The 18,077-nt window shown below is 70.8% G+C and carries 8 protein-coding genes; 5 read left to right on the top strand and 3 right to left on the bottom strand.

The genetic code is table 11. The features are described from left to right. Positions 1 to 38: 38 nt before the first annotated feature. From ACWGKS_RS23645 to ACWGKS_RS23625, 5 genes are all read left to right on the top strand, one after another. Positions 39 to 827 carry an ABC transporter ATP-binding protein gene (locus ACWGKS_RS23645; RefSeq protein ID WP_452456216.1) on the top strand — a complete coding sequence of 263 codons (789 nt, stop codon included), beginning with the start codon at positions 39 to 41 and terminating at the stop codon, positions 825 to 827. After that, a complete protein-coding gene (locus ACWGKS_RS23640) occupies positions 827 to 3,376 on the top strand; it encodes an ABC transporter permease (RefSeq protein WP_452524074.1) in 2,550 nt (849 codons plus the stop codon). The genes ACWGKS_RS23645 and ACWGKS_RS23640 overlap by 1 nt, the downstream gene beginning before the upstream one ends. A 119-nt stretch (positions 3,377 to 3,495) precedes the next feature. Then, on the top strand, positions 3,496 to 4,458 hold the full coding sequence (locus ACWGKS_RS23635; protein ID WP_358511732.1) for an ATP-binding cassette domain-containing protein: 963 nt from the start codon (positions 3,496 to 3,498) through the stop codon (positions 4,456 to 4,458). Continuing rightward, entirely contained in the window at positions 4,455 to 5,276 is an 822-nt protein-coding gene (locus ACWGKS_RS23630) for an ABC transporter permease (RefSeq protein WP_452524072.1), read from the top strand. The genes ACWGKS_RS23635 and ACWGKS_RS23630 overlap by 4 nt, the downstream gene beginning before the upstream one ends. A gap of 54 nt (positions 5,277 to 5,330) precedes the next feature. Next, positions 5,331 to 6,236: a helix-turn-helix domain-containing protein gene (locus ACWGKS_RS23625; RefSeq protein WP_358511726.1), complete on the top strand. Its 906-nt coding sequence runs from the start codon at positions 5,331 to 5,333 to the stop codon at positions 6,234 to 6,236. A 94-nt stretch (positions 6,237 to 6,330) separates the two neighbouring features. Here the strand turns inward: ACWGKS_RS23625 and ACWGKS_RS23620 are convergent, their stop codons facing one another. The 3 genes from ACWGKS_RS23620 to ACWGKS_RS23610 all read right to left on the bottom strand — a co-directional run. After that, positions 6,331 to 6,540, bottom strand: coding sequence for an MbtH family protein (locus ACWGKS_RS23620; protein ID WP_358511723.1), 210 nt, complete (start codon positions 6,538 to 6,540; stop codon positions 6,331 to 6,333). A 78-nt stretch (positions 6,541 to 6,618) separates the two neighbouring features. Next, a complete protein-coding gene (locus tag ACWGKS_RS23615; RefSeq protein WP_452524069.1) occupies positions 6,619 to 14,487 on the bottom strand; it encodes an amino acid adenylation domain-containing protein in 7,869 nt (2,622 codons plus the stop codon). A gap of 54 nt (positions 14,488 to 14,541) precedes the next feature. Further along, positions 14,542 to 18,077, bottom strand: a 3,536-nt coding sequence (locus tag ACWGKS_RS23610) for an amino acid adenylation domain-containing protein (protein WP_452524067.1), incomplete at its 5' end; no start/stop codon positions are given.

Raw genomic sequence — 18,077 nt, 5'->3', positions numbered from 1 at the left:
ATGATAACATTCCGGCGTTGATATTCAGAGAGGACGAGATGTTTCGAACAAAGAGAAAAGGACATGGTACCGACCCGGGGAACAGAACTGATCCCGGTGCAACCCCGGCTCTTCGCATGCTTGACGTGCACAGAACATACGACACGGGGGCCGGAAAGGTGAGCGCTCTTCGTGGTATTTCCGTAGAACTTGCGAAAGGAAGCTTCACTGCGGTAATGGGCCCCTCCGGCTCCGGGAAAAGCACCTTCCTGCACTGCGCCGCGGGCCTCGACCGGCCCACCGAGGGCGAGGTGCTGTTGGGAGGAACCAGCCTGGTGGGGATGTCGCAGAACGCCCTCAGCCGTCTGCGACGCGAGCGCGTGGGGTTCGTGTTCCAGGCCTACAACCTGCTCTCCGCGCTGAGCGTGCAGGACAACATCACGATGCCGCTGCGACTTTCCGGGACACCCGTGGACCAGGAGTGGGCCGACCAGGTGGTACGCCGGGTGGGCATCCACGATCGGCTCCACCACCGCCCCAACGAGCTCTCCGGCGGGCAACAGCAACGTGTGGCCCTCGCCAGGGCGCTCATCGGCCGCCCCGACCTGATCCTGGCGGACGAGCCGACCGGCGCCCTGGACTCCCACACCGGCACGCAGGTGCTGGAACTGCTGCGCTCCACCGTCGACTCCCTGGGCCAGACCGTCCTCATGGTGACCCATGACCCCGTCGCCGCGTCCTATGCCCGGACCGTGCTCTTCCTCGCGGACGGTCTCATCGCCGACTCCCTCCACTCCCCCACCCCCGAGAGCGTGGCCGAGCGCATGAGCGGCCTGGGGAGCCGGTGATGCTGGACATCGCGTGGAAGACCCTGCGTGCCCGCAAGGGCTCCTTCGTGGGAGCCTTCATCGCCCTTTTCTGTGGATCCGCCCTGCTCGTGGCCTCCGGTGTGCTGGTCGAGTCGGGTCTGCGCGCCTCGGTGTCCCCTCACCGCTACGCCGCGGCGGACGCGGTGGTCGGGGGTCAGGAGAGGGTGGCCCTTCCCGACACGGACCTCGCCTTCCTGCCCCGACTCACCGAGCCCGTGCGTCTGCCCTCGGACCTGGTCGAGACCCTCGGCGACGTGGACGGGGTGGCGGCGGCGATCGGCGACCACCACCTGACGCCGGCCGTGCGCTCCCCGCAGGACGGCGTGGACCCGATCCCTGTGACCGGACACGACTGGGCCACCGCACCATTGGGCCCCTTCGAGGTCACGGAGGGCACGGAGCCCGTGCGGACCGACGAGGTCGCCCTGGAGACCACGCTGGCCGCCGAGCTCGGGGTGGACGTCGGTGACCCGGTGGAGGTCGTGCACGAGGCCGAACCCCGCTCCTACCGTGTGAGCGGCCTGGTCACCCATGCCTCCGGTGATGGAGGACGACAGGGCACCCTGTTCCTTTCCTCCGAGGAGACCCGGCACCTGGCCACCGATCCCGAGGCCTACGACACGGTGGGCGTGCTCATGGAGCGGGGAGCCGACCCCGAAACGGTCGCCGCCGCCCTGGAGACGGCCGCCGATGACGTCGAAACGGTCGCCTACACCGGTGCCCTCACCCAGCAGGCGGAGTTCACCGACCTCGACCAGGCACGGGGGCTACTACTGCTCATCGCCACGTCCTTCGGTGGGTTGGCGGTGCTCATCGCGCTGTTCGTGGTCTCCGGCACGCTCGCTCTGTCGATCGACACCCGCAAACGCGAGTTCGCCGCCCTACGGGCCATAGGCGCCACTCCGACGCAGGTGCTGCGCATGGTGGGCGCGGAGGTCCTGCTGCTGTCCCTGGTCGCCGGTGTCCTGGGCTGCCTGCCCGGGTTCCTGATCGCGGAGACGATGCGCGAAGCGTTCGTGTCCCTCGGTGTGCTCCCGGCCGACCTGCCCCTGGTCCTGGGACCGCTCCCCGCCGTCGGCGCCGTCCTCGCGACCGTCCTGACCGCTCTGGTGGGCGGTATGGTCGCCGCCGCGCGGCCGGCCACGGCCGACCCCGTGGAGGCCCTGCGCGAATCGTCCGCCGCTCGGCGCGCGCCCGGTCGCTGGAGGATCACCGCCGGGCTGGTGTGCCTGGTGTTGGGAGCCGGCGCGGCGATGGCCCCCGTCGCACTGCGCAACGACGCCGGCGCGGCCGGGACGGGGAGCGCGACCCTGCTGCTGGTGATCGGTGTGGCGTTCAGCGGACCGTTCCTCCTCGTGCCCCTGGTGTCCCTGATCACTCGGCCACTGCGCGCGATGGGGGCCAGTGGTTTCCTGGCGGCAGAGAACAGCGCCGCGGAGACGGGACGGCTCTCCACGGTCCTGACCCCCCTGGTCCTGGCGATCGGGGTCACGGTGTCCATGGTGTACACGCAGACGGTGCTCTCGGCCGCGGTGACCGAACAGACCGAGGCCGGGGTGACGGCCGACGCCCTGGTGGTCGAACAGGGGTCGGGAGGAATGGGGGCAGGGGTCCTGGCGGAACTGGACGCCCTGCCCGAGACCGGTACCGTCGCGCCGTTGCACGAGACAGGGGTGTTCGTGCCCTATTCGGTGTTCGGCGACCCCGACGTGGCCACCTTCACCGCGTTGGGGGTCGCCCCCGGGTCGGTCGCGGACACGCTGGACCCGGGCGTCACGGAGGGGAGCCTGGACGACCTCACCACCGAAGCGGTGGCGCTGGAGACGTCGGGCGCCGCGCTGCTCGGGGCGTCCGTGGGCGATGAGGTGGAGGTGGTGCTGGGCGACGGGCGGGAACGAACCCTGCGTCTGGTCGCCACTTACGAACGCGGCCTGGGGCTGGCGGGGATGCTGCTGCCCCAAGAGGTCCTGGAGGGGCACACGGGTCCTCCCTCCCGTGCCTTGGTGAACGCCGCCGAGGGAACCTCGGACGATGAGTTGTCGGTGGCGCTGGCCGGTTTCGCCGAGGAGCACCCCACCCTGGACACGTCGGACCGGCGGGGATTCGCGGACGGGGCCAGGGCGGAGGCGGACCTGAGCGCCTGGGTGAACCTGGTCGGGCTGGGCGTGATCCTGGCCTACATCGCGATCGCGGTGGTGAACAGCCTGGTGATGTCCACCGCGGCCCGCTCACGCGAGTTCGCGCTCCTGATGCTGGTCGGGGCCACCCGCGGCCAGGTCCTCCGCGCCATGCGCGGCGAGGCCGCGGTGGCGGCCGTTCTGGCCACCCTGATCGGCACGGTGACGGCGTTCGTTCCACTGACCGTACTGAGCATGGCCTTCCTCGGTACCCCGGTCCCGCCGGGTTCGCCGCTCGTCTACGTCGGTGTGGTGGGCGGGGCCTGCGCACTGGGTGTCCTCTCGGTCATGCTGCCGGTCCGGCTCGCCCTGCGGACACCACCGGTGGAGACCGTCAACGTGCGCGAATAGCCGTGGCGGGGGCCGTGCCTCCCGCTCCCGCCACGCCCACGGACACCGGTGTCCGCGCGATGTCCGCGCGATGTCCGCTCGGCTTGGAACGGTGGTCTCCAAGAACGAGGAGGCAAGCCATGACCACCTGTATCCGGGCCACCGGCCTGGTCAAGCGCTTCGGTGACACCACCGCCCTGGACGGAGTGGACCTGGAGGTCCCCACCGGGTCGATCCTGGGTGTCCTGGGCCCCAACGGCGCGGGCAAGACCACCATGGTCCGCATCCTGGCGACGCTGCTCAGACCGGACGCGGGAACCGTGACCATCGCCGGATACGACGCCCTGCACGACCCGGTGGCCGTACGCGGGATCATCGGCCTGACCGGTCAGTACGCCTCGGTGGACGAGGAACTGACCGGACGGGAGAACCTGGAGCTCATCGGACAGCTCCTGCGTCTGTCGACCCGGGAGTACCGCTCGCGTGCCGTCGAGTTGGTGGAGCGGTTCGACCTCACCGACGCCGGGGACCGACCGGTGCGCACCTACTCCGGGGGGATGCGGCGCCGTATCGACCTCGCCGCGAGTCTGGTGGGCCGCCCCCAGGTCCTCTACCTGGACGAGCCCACCACGGGGTTGGACCCCCGCAGCCGCAACGGGCTGTGGCGGACCGTCCGGGAACTGGCCGAGGACGGGACCACGATCCTGCTCACCACCCAGTACCTGGAGGAGGCCGACGAACTGGCCGACCGGGTCACCGTGATCGACCACGGCCGTGTGGTGGCCGAGGGCGAACCCCAGGAGCTCAAACGTCGGACCGGTTCCCAGACCCTGCACGTGCGCACCGTCGACCAGGCCGACACCGAGCGCGTGGTCGGCCTGCTGACCGAGCTCCTCGGGTTCGCGCCCTCCGTCCACGAGGACAACACGACGATCACCGCGCCCGCCGACGACACCGTCCTGTTGGCGGCCCTGGTCCGACGATTGGACCAAGAGGCGATCGCCACCGACGAGCTGGGAACACGACTGCCCAGCATGGACGACGCCTTCCTGTCCCTGACCGGTCGCAGCACCCACGCCCACGCCGAGGAGAGCACCGTATGACCGCCACCATCGCGCCCCGGACCACCGTCGTCCGAACCCGACCGGAGCGGATCGGCCTGTTACTCGGTCTCACCCACGGCCTCACTCTCGCCAAACGCAACCTGCGCTACGTGGTGCGAACGCCGGCCACCCTCATCGACACGGTCATCCAACCGGTGCTGTTCCTGCTGGTGTTCGTGTTCCTGTTCGGCGGAGCCATCTCGGGCACCTGGCAGGAGTACCTCCAAACCCTGGTGCCGGGCCTGATGGTGCAGATCACCATGTACGCGAGCATCGGTACGGGCATGGCCTTGAGCACGGACATCTCCAAGGGGGTCTTCGACCGTTTCCGCAGCCTGCCCATCGCGCGCTCGGCTCCGCTGGTCGGCGCGGTCCTGGGCGACGTCATCCGCTACGTGGTGGCCACCGCCGTGCTCCTCGCCCTGGCCTTCGCGCTGGGCTTTCGTGTGCAGACCGACCCCCTGTCCGCCCTCTTCGCGTTCGTGCTGGTCGTGGTGTTCGGGTTGACGTTGTGCTGGTTGTCGGTGCTGGTGGGGATGGTGGCGGCCAGCCCACAGGCCGTCCCGGGGATCGCGATGGCGGTCGTCCTGCCACTGACCTTCGGCAGCAACATCTTCGCCGACCCGGAGACGATGCCCCACTGGCTGGAGCTGTGGGTCGGCGTCAACCCGGTGACCTACTTCGTCGACACCGTGCGTGGGCTGATGGTCGGTGGTCCCGTGGCGCGGCCGCTGCTGGTGAGTCTGTTCGCGGTGGTCGTCGGGCACGCGGTGCTCCTGCCCCTGGCGCTCCGCGCCTATCTGCGAAGAGTCCGGTGACGTGGCTCCGACGTGTACCGGATGAACGGCCGAGTGGATGAAAGGTGTGACGGTATGTCGAGAATCCTGCTGGACGGACGCGGCACCGCCCGCGTCCGGGTCCGGGCCGAACTTCCAGTGTTGGCCGAGGCCGCCCAGGCCCTCGTGCCCCTCCTGGGGTCCACGCCTCCTCGGGGCGGGGCGGAGTGGGTGCGCCTGACCCGCTCCCACCTGGCCCACGCCCGCCTGACCCACGGTGCGTTGGCGGAGGCCCGCGCCCTGGTCGTGTCGGACCTGCCGAGCGCCACCGCGTGCGCCGAGACCTCCCCCACCGGTCTGCGACGGGTGCTGCGCACCCTGGAGACGGTGTCCGAAGCCGCGGTCGAGCCCTACCGGAGACAGATCGAGGCCCGAGGGCACCGGGCCGCCCGGCTCCTCGGCGACCGCATCGTCTCGCACGGCGTGGCCGTCGCGCTGGGTTCGCTGGGCTCCCGGTGCCGTTGGGAGGACGGCGGGCTGTTCGTGGACGACGGCATCGAACGCGAGTTCGTGGCGCGCGAGGACGGGCTCCTGCTGATGCCCTCGGTGTTCGTGGGTCCCGAACCGCGCGTGGCGCGATGGAGCGGTACCGAGGGTCCGCGCACCGTCGTCCTGTTTCCGGCACTCGGTCCGGGCGACTCCCTGGACTCGCTCCTGGAGCGGGGCCGCTCACGGGAGAGTCTGGAACGACTCATCGGGCGGACCCGGACCGCGGTCCTGGCCGCGTTGGTCGTGCCCGCCTCGACCGGTCGACTGGCCAAGGATCTGTACGTGTCGCCCACCTCCATCAGCGAGCACACGGCAGCGCTGCGTCGTGCCGGCCTGATCACGACCACCCGTGAGGGCAACCGTGCCCGTCACCTGGTCACCGCCTTCGGTCTGGCCCTACTGGAACACGCCGAGGCCCGGGAACGCTCCGTCGCGCTGGTGGAGTCGGCCTGAGTGGACGCCGACCCCGCCGGCGGTGAGGAACGGGGGTGACCGCCGATGCGGTCACCCCCGTTCGTGCGCGTTCCCGGCCCTCGGGCCGGCCGGATCAGCCCTCCAGGGCGGCCACGAGGCCGGCCGGGCGCATGTCGGTCCAGTTCTCCTCGACGTACTCCAGCGCGCTTGCTCGGGAGGTCGCCTCCAGGGCGATGTCCCATCCCTCGGGAATCTCCGCGAAGGAGGGCCACAGGGAGTGCTGGCCCTCGGCGTTGACCAGGACGAGGTACTGGGCGTCGTCGTTCTCGAACGGGTTGCTCATGGTGGGGTTCTTCCTCTCGTGGTGTTACCGGTCGTGGTGGTCGTGGTGTCCGCGTTCAACGCCGAAGGCGCGCGGTCCTCACTCGGTGCGGGTACGGGACGCCGCCGGTCGGGTGCGGCGCCGGGGCGCGGCCCGCAGTAGTTCGCCCAGGGCGTCGACGAACGCCTCCGCCAGGCGCTCGATGGTCGAACGCCGGTGTCGGTTGGTGGAGTAGGTCCAGGAGAACTCCATCCGACCCCCCGTGACCGCGCCGGTCACGTCGAGCAGGTTGGTGCGCTCCTCGTCCGGGGCGTGGTCGCACGCGGGCAGGGGCAGCGCGCGCCGGACCAGGCCCTCCTCCCCGGCGTCGCCGAACCGTCCCAGATAGTTGAAGGAGACGGGGACCTCGGGCTTCGAGCGCAAAGGCTCGGTCTCGGGCCCGTCGGCCAGGTGGCTCAGCGCGCCGAACCCGATACCGGCCGGGGCCGAGCGGTTGCCGCGTTTGACCGCGGCGACGGTCTCGGCCCAGCCTCCCTCCTCCGGGATGTCCAGCAGGGCGGGATGGATGGTGGTGAACCAGCCGACCGTTCGGGACAGGTCGACGTCCTCGAACAGGTCCTCGCGACCGTGCCCCTCCTTCTCGACGAGGATCCGGTGGGATCCGGTCCAGTCGGACAGGACCCGACCCAGCGCCGCCAACAGGACGTCGTCGATCCTGCTTCGGAAGGCACCGGGCCCCCAGGACAGGAGGGCCTCCGCGTCCTCTGGCGGAACGGCCACGGTGACCACGTCCTGGGAGGCCACGTCGTTGGCGCCCTCGGTGTGGTCCAGGGGCGGGTCCGGAACGTTCTCCACCATGTCCAGCCATGCGGGGAGATCGGCGTCGAACCCGCCCTCGCGCGTGTGGTCGGCCAACCGGCGCGCCCATTCGGGGAAGGTCGAGGTGCGCTCCCCCAGGTCCACCGGACGTGCCTTCGCCAGCTGGTCGTACGCGGTGGCCAGGTCCTCCAGGATCACCCGCCAGGAAACCCCGTCCACCACCAGGTGGTGCGCGGACAGCAGGATCCTGTGCCGGTCTCGCTCCCCGGTGTCCACGACCACGGCCTCGAACAGCGGACCTTCCGACATCCGGGAGGCGGGTCTCTCCCTCAGGGCCTCGGCGTGGACGGCCCGGTCGGTCTCCTCCTCGGTCATGGCCGAGGCGTCCAGGGCCCGCACCGCCAGGTCGTGGGCGTCCGCGTCCAGGTGCTGACGCCAGGCGCCGTCCACGCGCTCCGCCCGCAGGCGCAGCATGTCGTGTCGGGCCAGGACCCGCCTGGCCGCGTCGACCACCAGGGTGGTGTCGGTCCCCGGTGCCAGCTCGAAGTGCAAGGACATGTCGAAGTGCTCGGGGTGGCGGGGGTGGGTGTCCAGGAACCAGCGCTGGACGGGGGTCGGGGGCACCTCGCCGGTCAGCGGAGTGGTCTCGGCCCGACCTCGGGAGGGCTCCTTCGTCTGGCGCTCGTCGAGGGCCTCCCCCAGCGCGCCGAGGGTCTGGTGGAGGAAGACGTCCTTGGACGTGACCTCGCGTCCGGCCGCGCGCACCCGCGACACCATCTGGATGCTGAGGATGGAGTCACCGCCCAGTTCGAAGAAGTTGTCGTTGGCCCCCACCTTCTCCACTCCCAACAGGTCGCCCCAGACCTGGACCAGCAGCTCTTCGGTGGGGGTCCGGGGTGGCACGTAGCCGACCGTGACGAAGGCTCCGTCGTCCGGCTCCGGAAGCGCGTTCCGATCGGTCTTGCCGTTGGCGTTGAGCGGCAGGGCCTCCAGTACGACCACGGCGGTCGGGACCATGTAGTCGGGCAGGTGGCGGGCCGTCCCCTCCCGTACCTCGACGGCGCCGATCGGCTCCGTTTCCGGGTCGGGCACGACGTAGGCGACCAGTCGCCGGAGACCGGGCCGGTCCTCACGTGCGACGACGGTCGCGGCCCGCACCCCTGGAAGGGCGGAGACCACGGACTCGACCTCGCCGAGTTCGATCCGAAACCCTCGGATCTTCACCTGGTCGTCGTTACGGCCCAGGAACTCCAACTCGTGGTCGGCGGTCCAGCGCACGATGTCGCCGGTCCGGTAGACACGACCCCCCGAACCGAAGGGGTCGGCGACGAACCGCTCGGCGGTGGCCCCCGGTGCCCCGTCGTATCCCGAGGCCAGGGAGTCACCCGACAGGTACAGCTCGCCGTACACCCCGGGCGGCACGGGACGCAGCCAGGGGTCCAGGACGCGGGCACGCGTTCCGGCGACCGGACGCCCGATGCGTGGGCGCTCACCCTCCCGCACGCGCCAGACGGTGCTGTTCACGGTGTTCTCGGTGGGGCCATAGAAGTTGTGGACCGCGCGCACCCCTGCCAAGGCCAGTCGCTCGTACAGCACGGTGTCCAAGGCCTCGGCGCCCACGCTCAGAACGCTCATGGGGTGACGTCCCCCGTCCAGGAGGCCGACGGCGACCAGCTGGTTCAGGTAGGAAGGGGTGGTGTCGAGGTAGTCCACACCGTGCCGGTCCAGGTAGGCGCACAGGGCCTCGGCGTCGACCCGCGTCTCCTCGTCCACGACGTGCAGGTGGTGTCCGTCGAGCAGCCAGACGAAGGGGTCCCATGAGGCATCGAACGTCCAGGCCGCCAGGTGGGCCGCGGTGAGGGTGCCACTGGTGGTGTCGCCGGTGTCCAGGACGGCGGTCCGGTAGGCGTGGACGGCGGCGAGCACGTTGGCGTGGCTCACGACCACACCCTTGGGTGTACCGGTGGAGCCGGACGTGTACATCACGTACGCGGGATGGGATCCGTGCAGGGCACGGACCCGATGGTCGTCGGTGAAGGGCACGGGGTGGTCGCCCCGGGGCAGGTCGTCGGTGACCAGGAGCGGCACCGCGCCGTCCACCAGGGCGCGCGCCTCCTCCTCGGCCCCGCGGGCCGTGAGCGCGTACACCACGCCGGCTCCGGAGACGACGGAGCGCGCCCGCGTGGCCGGGGCCTTGGGGTCCACCGGAACGTAGGCCGCACCCGCACGGAGTACGGCGAAGAGGACGGCCACGGCCTCGGCGGTACGGGGCAGCAACGTGGCGACCCTGTCGCCGGGGCCGATGCCCAGCCCGGCCAGATGGTGGGCCAGGACGTCGACGCGTTCGTCGAGTTCATGGAAGGTGAGGGTGGTGGACCCCGCGGTGAGGGCCGCCGCCTCGGGCCGCCTGCGCGCGAGACGGGTCAGGGCGTCGAGGGCGTGGGAGTCCCCGGCCTGTTCCACCCGTTCCGGGGAGGAGGCGTCACATCCGACGGAGAGCAGATCCGCCCGTTCCCCGGGCGGCAACATGCCCACCTCGCGCAGCGGGGCCCCTGGCGCCCGGGCGATCCCGTCCAACAGGACGCACAGGTGGGTGGCGATCCGTTCCATGGTGGCCGGGTCGAACAGGTCGGTGTCGTACTCGATCGAGCCGAGCAGACGGCCCTCGGACTCATGGAAGTCCACGCTGAGGTCGAACAGGGAGTGCTGTCGGCGCAGCGGGTGATCGGTCGCCTCCAAGTCACCGATGTTCCACTCCTGGGCGGGGGCGTTCTGGAGCGCCACGACCGCCTGGACCAGAGTGGGCCGGGAAGGGTCGCGCTCGGGCTCCACGGCGTCCACGACGGCGTCGAAGGGGACTCCGCCGTGCTCGAACGCGGTGAGCAGGGTCTCGCGCACGTCGGCCAGCAACTCGGATCCGGTCAGTGACTCGTCCACCCGGGTGCGCAGCGCGATCGTGTTCACGAAGAACCCGACCACGTCCTCCAGTTCGGTGTGCTCTCGGCCGGAGACGACCGTGCCGACGGTGACGTCCCCCTGACCGGTGTAGCGGGACAGCAGGACCTGAACGGCCCCGGACAGCACCATGAACAAGGTCAGGCCGCCGGTCACCTCCAGCTCACGAACCGCCGCGAGCGTGCCCGGATCCACCTCGAACCGGTGAGTCGCTCCATGGCCACGGCGGACGAGGGGGCGGGGGTGGTCCGTGGGCAGGTCCAGGGGCTCCACATCGGCCAGCGTGGTGCGCCAGTACTCAAGTTCGGCCCCGAACGCCTCGGACTCCATGTGGGCGTCCTGCCAGGCTGCGAAGTCCGCGTACTGGAGGCGGGCGTTCGGGAGTCCGGCGCGTACGGCCAGGTCGGCCGGGTCCACCAGGGTGGCGTCGAAGGCACCGCCGGGGTCGTCGACCCCGGCGGCGCGGGATTCCCGGACCGCCGCGTCGTAGAGGGCGCCGAGTTCCTTGGTGAGGACGGACAGCGACCAGGCGTCCACGACGATGTGGTGGACACCCAGGGCCAGCACGTGGTCCTCGGGTCCGAGGGTGATCAGCGACCAGCGCAGCAGCGGGCCCCTGGCGAGGTCGAACGGTCGTTGGACGAACTCCTCCAGGAAGGGGTCCAGCGAGCTCTGTCCGTCTCGTGCGGTGAGGTCGACCGTGGTCAGGTCCACTCGTGCGGAACCGGGGTCGTCGGCCGGGTGGACCACCTGGACGGGACGACCGTCGTGCTCCTCGAAGGTCGTGCGCAGGGACTCGTGCCGGTGGACGAGGGTGGCCAGGGCCGCCGCGAGCGCCCGGTCGTCCAGGGAACCGCGCAACCGTAGCGCGAACCCCGAGTTGTACTCGGAGCCACCCGGCTCGTAACGGTCCAGGAACCACAGTCGGCGTTGGGCCGCCGACAACGGCAGCGCGGCGTCCCGGGCGACCGGGACCAACGCGGGCGTGTCCTCCGCACCCCCGGCCGCCAGCATCGGGGCGAGTTCGGCGATGGTCGGGTGCTCGAAGACGGCTCGAACCGGCAGACGGGTGCCGAAGGCGTCGGCCGCGCGGGCGACCATGCGTACGGCGGTGACCGAGTCACCGCCGACCCGGAAGAAACCGTCGTGAACGCCCACCCGCTCCAGGCCGAGCAGATCGGTCCATAGGTCGGCCAGACGACGCTCGGCCTCCGTGGTGGGCTCGGTGTGGGCGGTGAGGTCCTGCGCGGCCCAGTCCACGGCGGGGAGTGCCCGACGATCGATCTTGCCGTTGGGGGTCAAAGGCACGCGCTCCAGCACGACGATGGCGGCGGGCACCATGTGAGCGGGCAGCGCCTCGGCGGCCAGAGCGGACAGATCGGCGGGCGCGGGGTCCGTGCCGTCCTCGGGGACGACGTAGGCGACGAGCCGGGTGCCCGTGCTCCCGCCGGTGGCGACCACGACCGCCTGTCCGACCCCCGTCAGCGCGGTCAAGGACGCCTCGACCTCGGCCGGCTCGACGCGGTGTCCGCGTACCTTGACCTGGTCGTCCACCCGTCCCAGGAACTCCAGGGAACCGTCGTGGCGACGACGGACCAGGTCGCCCGAACGGTACATGCGAGCGCCCGAAGGCCCGGAGGGATCGGCCACGAAGCGGGTGGCGGTCAGGCCGGGCCTGTTCAGGTAGCCGTGCGCGAGACCGTCGCCACCGATGTACAGCTCCCCCGGGACGCCCTCGCGCACCGGACGCAGCCAACGGTCGAGGATCTGGACACGGGTGCCGGCCACGGGTTCCCCGAGGGGCAGGGGACCGGTTCCGGACAGCGGCGTGCTCATGGTGGTGCAGACGGTGGATTCGGTGGGTCCGTAGGCGTTGTACATCCGGCGCCCGCGAGAGAAGGGCGCGACCAGCTCCGGCGGGCACGCCTCACCGGCGACGAGCAGGTGCTCGACCGGGCCGAGGTCCTCGGGGGACAGCGCGGGCAGCAGGGCCGGAGGCAGGGTGACGTGCGTGATGCCGTGGGTCCGCAATGCTTCGGGCAGACCCTCACCGAGCAGCCGTTCACGGGGCAGCAGCACGGAGACGGCGCCGTTGAGCAGGGCCACCAGGAGTTCGGCGACGGCGGCGTCGAAGCTCGGCGAGGCGAACTGCAGCATCCGGTCACCCGAGGTCACGTCCATGCGCTCGCCCTGGGTGGCGACCAGTGCCGCGATGCCCCGGTGCGGAACGAGGACCCCCTTGGGCCGGCCGGTGGATCCGGAGGTGTAGATGAGGTAGGCGGGGTCCTCGACGCCGAGGTCCTCACGCAGTGGTTCGCCCGCCCAAGTCGGCGAGGGACGCAGGACACGGACACCGTCCGGGAGACGTTCGGCGAACCCAGGGGTGGTCAGCACGGCGGCGGGGCGCGCGTCCTCGATCATGTGGGCCAGGCGCGCCGGTGGATAGTCCGGATCGAGCGGCATGTGGACCGCACCCGCGTAGACGACGGCGAGCAGCAGGAGGGCGTGGTCGGTGCCACGTTCGAGGCAGACCCCGACCCGATCACCGCGCCGCACGCCCTCGGAACGCAGGTACCCGGCGATCCGGGCGGCGCGATCGTCCAGTTCGGCGAAGGTCCAGGCGTTCCCGGCCCCTGTCACCGCGAGGGCGTCGGGCTGCAGCGCCACCCGTTCGGCCATGAGTTCGACGATCGTGCGCGGCCGGGGCCCCACCGGACCGGAGCACGCTCCGGGTCCGTCCAGGTCCACTGCTCGCAGGGGGCGATCGTCCTCGGCGTCCTCCAGGATCCGGACGAGGTCGCCCACGAAACGGGCCACCGACTCGGCGTCGAGGATGTCGGTGTTGAACTCGGCCGATCCCGCGAGCGCGTCCTTCTCGGCCCGGAACTCCAAGGTGAGGTCGAATACGGCGTGTTCTCGACGGACGGGGAAGGGCCGAACGTCCAGGGAGCCCAGTGACGCCGCGCCCCCACCGTCCGCGTTCTGGAACACGACGGCGGCCTGCACCAGCGGAGGCACGGAGGGATCACGGTCGTCGAGCACGGTGTCGACGACCGCTTCGAAGGGGACCTCGGCGTGGTCGAAGTCGGCCAGGACTCCGTCACGCGTGCGGAGCAGGTTCTCACCGAACGAGACCTCCTCGTCCACTCGTCCGCGCAGGGCGAGGGTGTTGACGAAGAACCCGTTGAGACCGTGCAGGCGACTGTTCTCCCGACCCGCGGTGACGGTGCCCAGGACGACGTCGTCCTCACCGGTCCAGCGCGCCATGGCCACCCGCGCGGCGGTGGTCAGCACCATGTAGAGGTTGGTGTTGTGGTCGCGTGCGACGCGTTCCAGGAGGTGGAGCGTCTCGGCGGGCAGCCGGAAGCGGTGACTGTCGCCGCGCATGCCGCGTACCGGGGGCCGGGGGCGGTCCAGGGGCACTCTGAGGGGTTCGACTCCGGCCAGACGGTCGCGCCAGTGGCCCAGCGAGGCCTCGTAGCGTTCGCCGCTGAGACGGTCGCGCTGCCAGGCGGCGTAGTCCACGTACTGGAACGGGAGCGGATCCAGTGTCGCCGCCGATTCGGCCGCTCCCCTCCCGGGCGAGCGCAGGGCCTCGGTGTAGAGACGGTCGAGCTCTCCTTGGAGGACACCGAGGGACCAACCGTCGGTGACGATGTGGTGGAGGACGACGAGTAGGACGTGCCGTGTGTCGTGGACGCGGAACAGGTGAGCGCGGATCAGTGGCCCCCGTTCCAGGTCGAAGGGCTCCGCGTAGTGGAGGGCGATGAGTTCGGCCGCCTCCTCCTCTCCCCCCGATGCGTCGGCCACGTGCAGGGGGAGTTCGGAGGGCTCTCCCACGATCTGACGACCCTCGCCGTCGATCTCCTGGAAGGTGGTGCGCAGTGACTCGTGCCGGTGACGCAGGGCGGTCAGGGAACGTTCCAACGCGGGAACGTCCAGCGGGCCGTCAAGGTCCAGGGCGAACCCCGAGTTGTAGTCGACCCGACCGGGTTCGATGCGGTCCAGGATCCACAGCCGCTGTTGGGCGAAGGAAAGGGGGGCCGGCACGGACCGGTCCACCGTCGGGAAGTCCCCGGTCCGTTTCCTGCGCTCGCGAAGGCGGCGCAGCATCTCCTCGCGAAGGGGATCCTGGTTCGGTCCCCGGCCGGCGGTGTCGCCGGGGCGCTGTCCCCGGTCGTTGGCGTGGTTCATCGTGTGGTCCTCGAAGATCCGTGGAGCTGGTGGCTTTCGGTGGTGCCCACAGGGTCAGTCGACCATCTGGCTCATGAGAAGGTCCTCGACGGCCTGGGCGTAGCTCTGGAGGGTGGGGTGGTCGAACAGGGTTCTCGTGGGGACCTGGACGTCGAGCATGTCCCCGAGTTCACCGACGACCTGGATGCTGCGCACCGAGTCACCGCCGATGTCGAAGAAGTCGTCCTCGCGTCCGACCCGATCGAGTTTGAGGGCGTTGGCCCAGACCTCGGCGACGATCTCTTCCGTGAGGGTCATCGGAGGGGTGAAGCGCGCTTCGGAGGGTTCGGTGTGTTCGGGAGCGGGCAGGACTCGGCGGTCCACCTTGCCGTTGGTGTTGAGCGGCAGTTCGGACAGGACGGTGAGGACGGAGGGGACCGAGTAGGCCGGTAGGGCGTGGCGGAGCGCTTCGGTCACCACCTCCGTGTCCAACCGTCCGGGACCGGTCTCGGTCAGGTACCCGACCAGGACCTTGGCCCCGGACGGTGCGGTGACCACGGAGGCCACCGCCTGTGCCACGCCCGGCACTCGGGTCAGGGCGTTCTCGACCTCGCCGAGCTCGATGCGAAAACCACGCAGCTTGATCTGACCGTCGGCGCGCCCCACGAACTCGATCTGTCCCCCGGTGGTCCAACGCACCAGGTCACCGGTGCGGTAGAGGCGACCGCCCGAACCGAAGGGGTCGGCGACGAAGCGTTCGGAGGTCAGTCCGGGACGTCCGTCATAGCCGCGTGCCACGCCCTCTCCCGCGATGTACAGCTCACCGACCGCACCGACCGGAACCGGACGCAGGGCGGTGTCCAGGACGTGGGTCCGGGTGCCGTCCATCGGACGGCCGATCGGGCAGTGCCCGGAACCCGCCCACTCGGCGCCGATCGGCACGCAGGTGGCGAACGTGGTGGTCTCGGTGGGGCCGTACACGTGGACGACCTCGGTTTCCGGGCAGACTTCCAGGACCCTGGAGAAGGAGGCGGGATCGGCCTTCTCGCCCCCGGTCCACACCTGACGCAGCCCCGCGAAGCACCCGGGATCCTGCCGGGCGAAGAGGTTGAACAGGGCCGTGGTGAGGAACACCGACCGGACCCCGTGGTCGGCGCGGGCCGCGCGGACCGCCTCGGCGGTGACCCCGCCCTCGGGCGCGACGACGACGGTGCCCCCGTGCAGCAACGGCACCCAGACCTCGTAGGTGGCGGCGTCGAAGGCGTGCGGCGAGTGGAAGAGCACCCGTTCGTGCGCGCCGGGCCATCTACTGTCCGCCGCCAGGGCCACGATGTTGCGGTGGTCCACGACCACGCCCTTGGGCACCCCGGTGGAGCCGGAGGTGAACATGACGTAGGCGGACGAGCGGGAGACCGGCCGCACGGGGACGGCCCGCGCTCCCCGCCCCGCGGGGGCGGTGGGCGACCCGGGCACCGACGGCGGAACGGTCACGGCGGCGAAACCATCGGGACCGTAGCGGTGGACGGTGACGTCGACGATCCCGGTGTAGAGGTCGAGCATCCCGGGATCGACCAGGGCCGCGCGCACCCCGCTGTCGGCGGCGAGCTCGACCACCCGAGCGGCGGGGACCGTGTCGTGCAGGGGCACGTAGGCGGCGCCCGCCTTGAGCACGGCCAGCATGGCGACGACGACCCTCGGGCTCCGGGGCAACGACAGGAACACCCGGGACTCGTGGGTGACACCGTGCGCGCGGAGGTGGTCCGCCAGGTGTTCGGCCTCGGCGTCCAGTTCGGCGTAGGTCCACTCCCGGCCCTCACCCACCACGGCGATGGCGTCCGGGTGGCGGTGCGCTCCCTCCTCGAACAGGTCCACCACCGTACGGTCGTCCGGTTCCGGGACGGCGCCGTCGGTGAAGGAGGCCGTGTCGGAGGCGTCGGGGCCCGCCAGCGCGGCCAGCGGCCGCTCCGGGTCCTGAACGAGCGAGGTGAGGATGCGCTCCAGGTCGGTGAGCAGGCGTTCGACCGTGTCCGGGTCGAAGTGCTCGGGCTCGTAGCCGATGAGGAGCCGGATCCGCTCGGTACCGTACGCGCTCAGGGCGAGCGGGTAGTTGGTGGCCTCGTTGGCGGTGACGTCGACGATCTCCAGGCCGTGTTCGGCGGCCGAGTCCTGGTCCACCGGGTAGTTCTCGAACACCACCAGGCTGTCGAAGAGCGGGGTGTCACCCGCAAGGGCGGCCTCCGCCTGGATGCGCGACAGCGACAGGTGGTCGTGCAGACGGGCGTCCGCCTGCACGCTCTGGAGTGCCCGCAGCCAGGTGAGGACCGTGGCGGCGGGATTCACCCGGATCCGGACCGGCAGGGTGTTGATGAAGATGCCCACCGCCGACTCGACGTCGGGCAGGTCGGCGGGCCGGCCGGAGGTGGTCGCGCCGAACACCACGTCCTCCTCACCCGAGTGCGCCGAAAGAAGCAGCGCCCAGGCCGCCTGGACCAGCGCGTTCACCGTCAGGCCGTGCTCACGCGCGAAGGCGTGGACGGCCCCGGAACGCTCCGCCGGGAGGTGGGTCTCGATCCGCACTCGGGAGCGGGCGGTGCGCACGTTCTGGGGCGCCCGGTCGTAGGGCAGGGGTGTGGGGGCCTCCAGCCCGGCCAGTACCCCACGCCAGTACTCCAACCCCTCCTGCTCGTCACGCCCGGCGATCCACTCCAGATGGTCACGGAAGGGCGGACGGGACGGGAGCGACCGACCACGATAGGCGGCGAACACGTCGGCCAACACCAGCGGCAGACTCCAACCGTCCAAAAGCAGGTGGTGGAAGGTCCACACCAACACCACACGGGTGTCACTCACCCTGGCCAGGGCCACCCTCGTCAACGGCGAGGTCGCCGGGTCCAACCCGCGCTCCTCGTCCGCACGCAGGAACTCGGCCCGGGCCCGATCCCGGCCCTCCTCGTCCAGACCACGCCAGTCCAACACCGTCACCGGTAGCGCTGCGGAGTAGCGGACCAACTGGACCGGGTTCGGCAGCCCTTCCCAGGCCGCGTGGGTACGCAGTACGGGGGTGGCGTCCACGACCTTCTGCCAGGCGCGGCCAAGGCGTTCGGGGTCGTCCACGCCTTCGACCTCCACGATGACCTGTTCGAGGTAGGAGGAGCCCTCCCCCATCAGGCTGTGGAAGAGCATGCCCTGCTGCATCGGGGTCAGCGGGTACACGTCCTCGACCTCACGGCCGTCGCCCACCAGACGATCCACCGCGGCCTGATCCAGTTCGGCGAGCGGGAAGTCCGAAGGACTCGCCCCGCCCACGCCCTCACTCAGGCAGAACCGCACCAGATCCGTCAGAGTGTCCACCAGGTCCGAGGCCAGTGACCGGACGGTGGCCTCGTGGTGGAGGCGGTGGGAGTAGGCCAGGTCCAGGACCAGCCGTTCGTCCACCACACGGCCGACCACGTCCAGCAGATGCGGGCGCCGCTCCTCGGGGAGGTCGCCGCCGCCCAGGGTGAGGGCGGTGTGGAAACCGGTGGCGGTGTCGAAGCGGCCCAGATAGTTGAAGCTCACCTCCGGCTCCGACACCCCGGCCAGAACCTCACGCTGAGCGGGCGAGCCCAGAT

This window comes from Nocardiopsis sp. NPDC055879, from assembly GCF_053615935.1.
The sequence above is the reverse complement of the archived record's forward strand: the minus strand, read 5'-3'. Positions and strand labels throughout refer to the sequence as shown.

What these genes read in the sequence shown, in the direction of transcription:
- ACWGKS_RS23640 (WP_452524074.1), top strand. Translation starts at nt 827, where the DNA reads ATGCTGGACATCGCGTGGAAGACCCTGCGTGCCCGCAAGGGCTCCTTC.
- ACWGKS_RS23645 (WP_452456216.1), top strand. Translation starts at nt 39, where the DNA reads ATGTTTCGAACAAAGAGAAAAGGACATGGTACCGACCCGGGGAACAGA.
- ACWGKS_RS23620 (WP_358511723.1), bottom strand. Translation starts at nt 6,540, where the DNA reads ATGAGCAACCCGTTCGAGAACGACGACGCCCAGTACCTCGTCCTGGTC.
- ACWGKS_RS23630 (WP_452524072.1), top strand. Translation starts at nt 4,455, where the DNA reads ATGACCGCCACCATCGCGCCCCGGACCACCGTCGTCCGAACCCGACCG.
- ACWGKS_RS23635 (WP_358511732.1), top strand. Translation starts at nt 3,496, where the DNA reads ATGACCACCTGTATCCGGGCCACCGGCCTGGTCAAGCGCTTCGGTGAC.
- ACWGKS_RS23625 (WP_358511726.1), top strand. Translation starts at nt 5,331, where the DNA reads ATGTCGAGAATCCTGCTGGACGGACGCGGCACCGCCCGCGTCCGGGTC.
- ACWGKS_RS23615 (WP_452524069.1), bottom strand. Translation starts at nt 14,487, where the DNA reads ATGAACCACGCCAACGACCGGGGACAGCGCCCCGGCGACACCGCCGGC.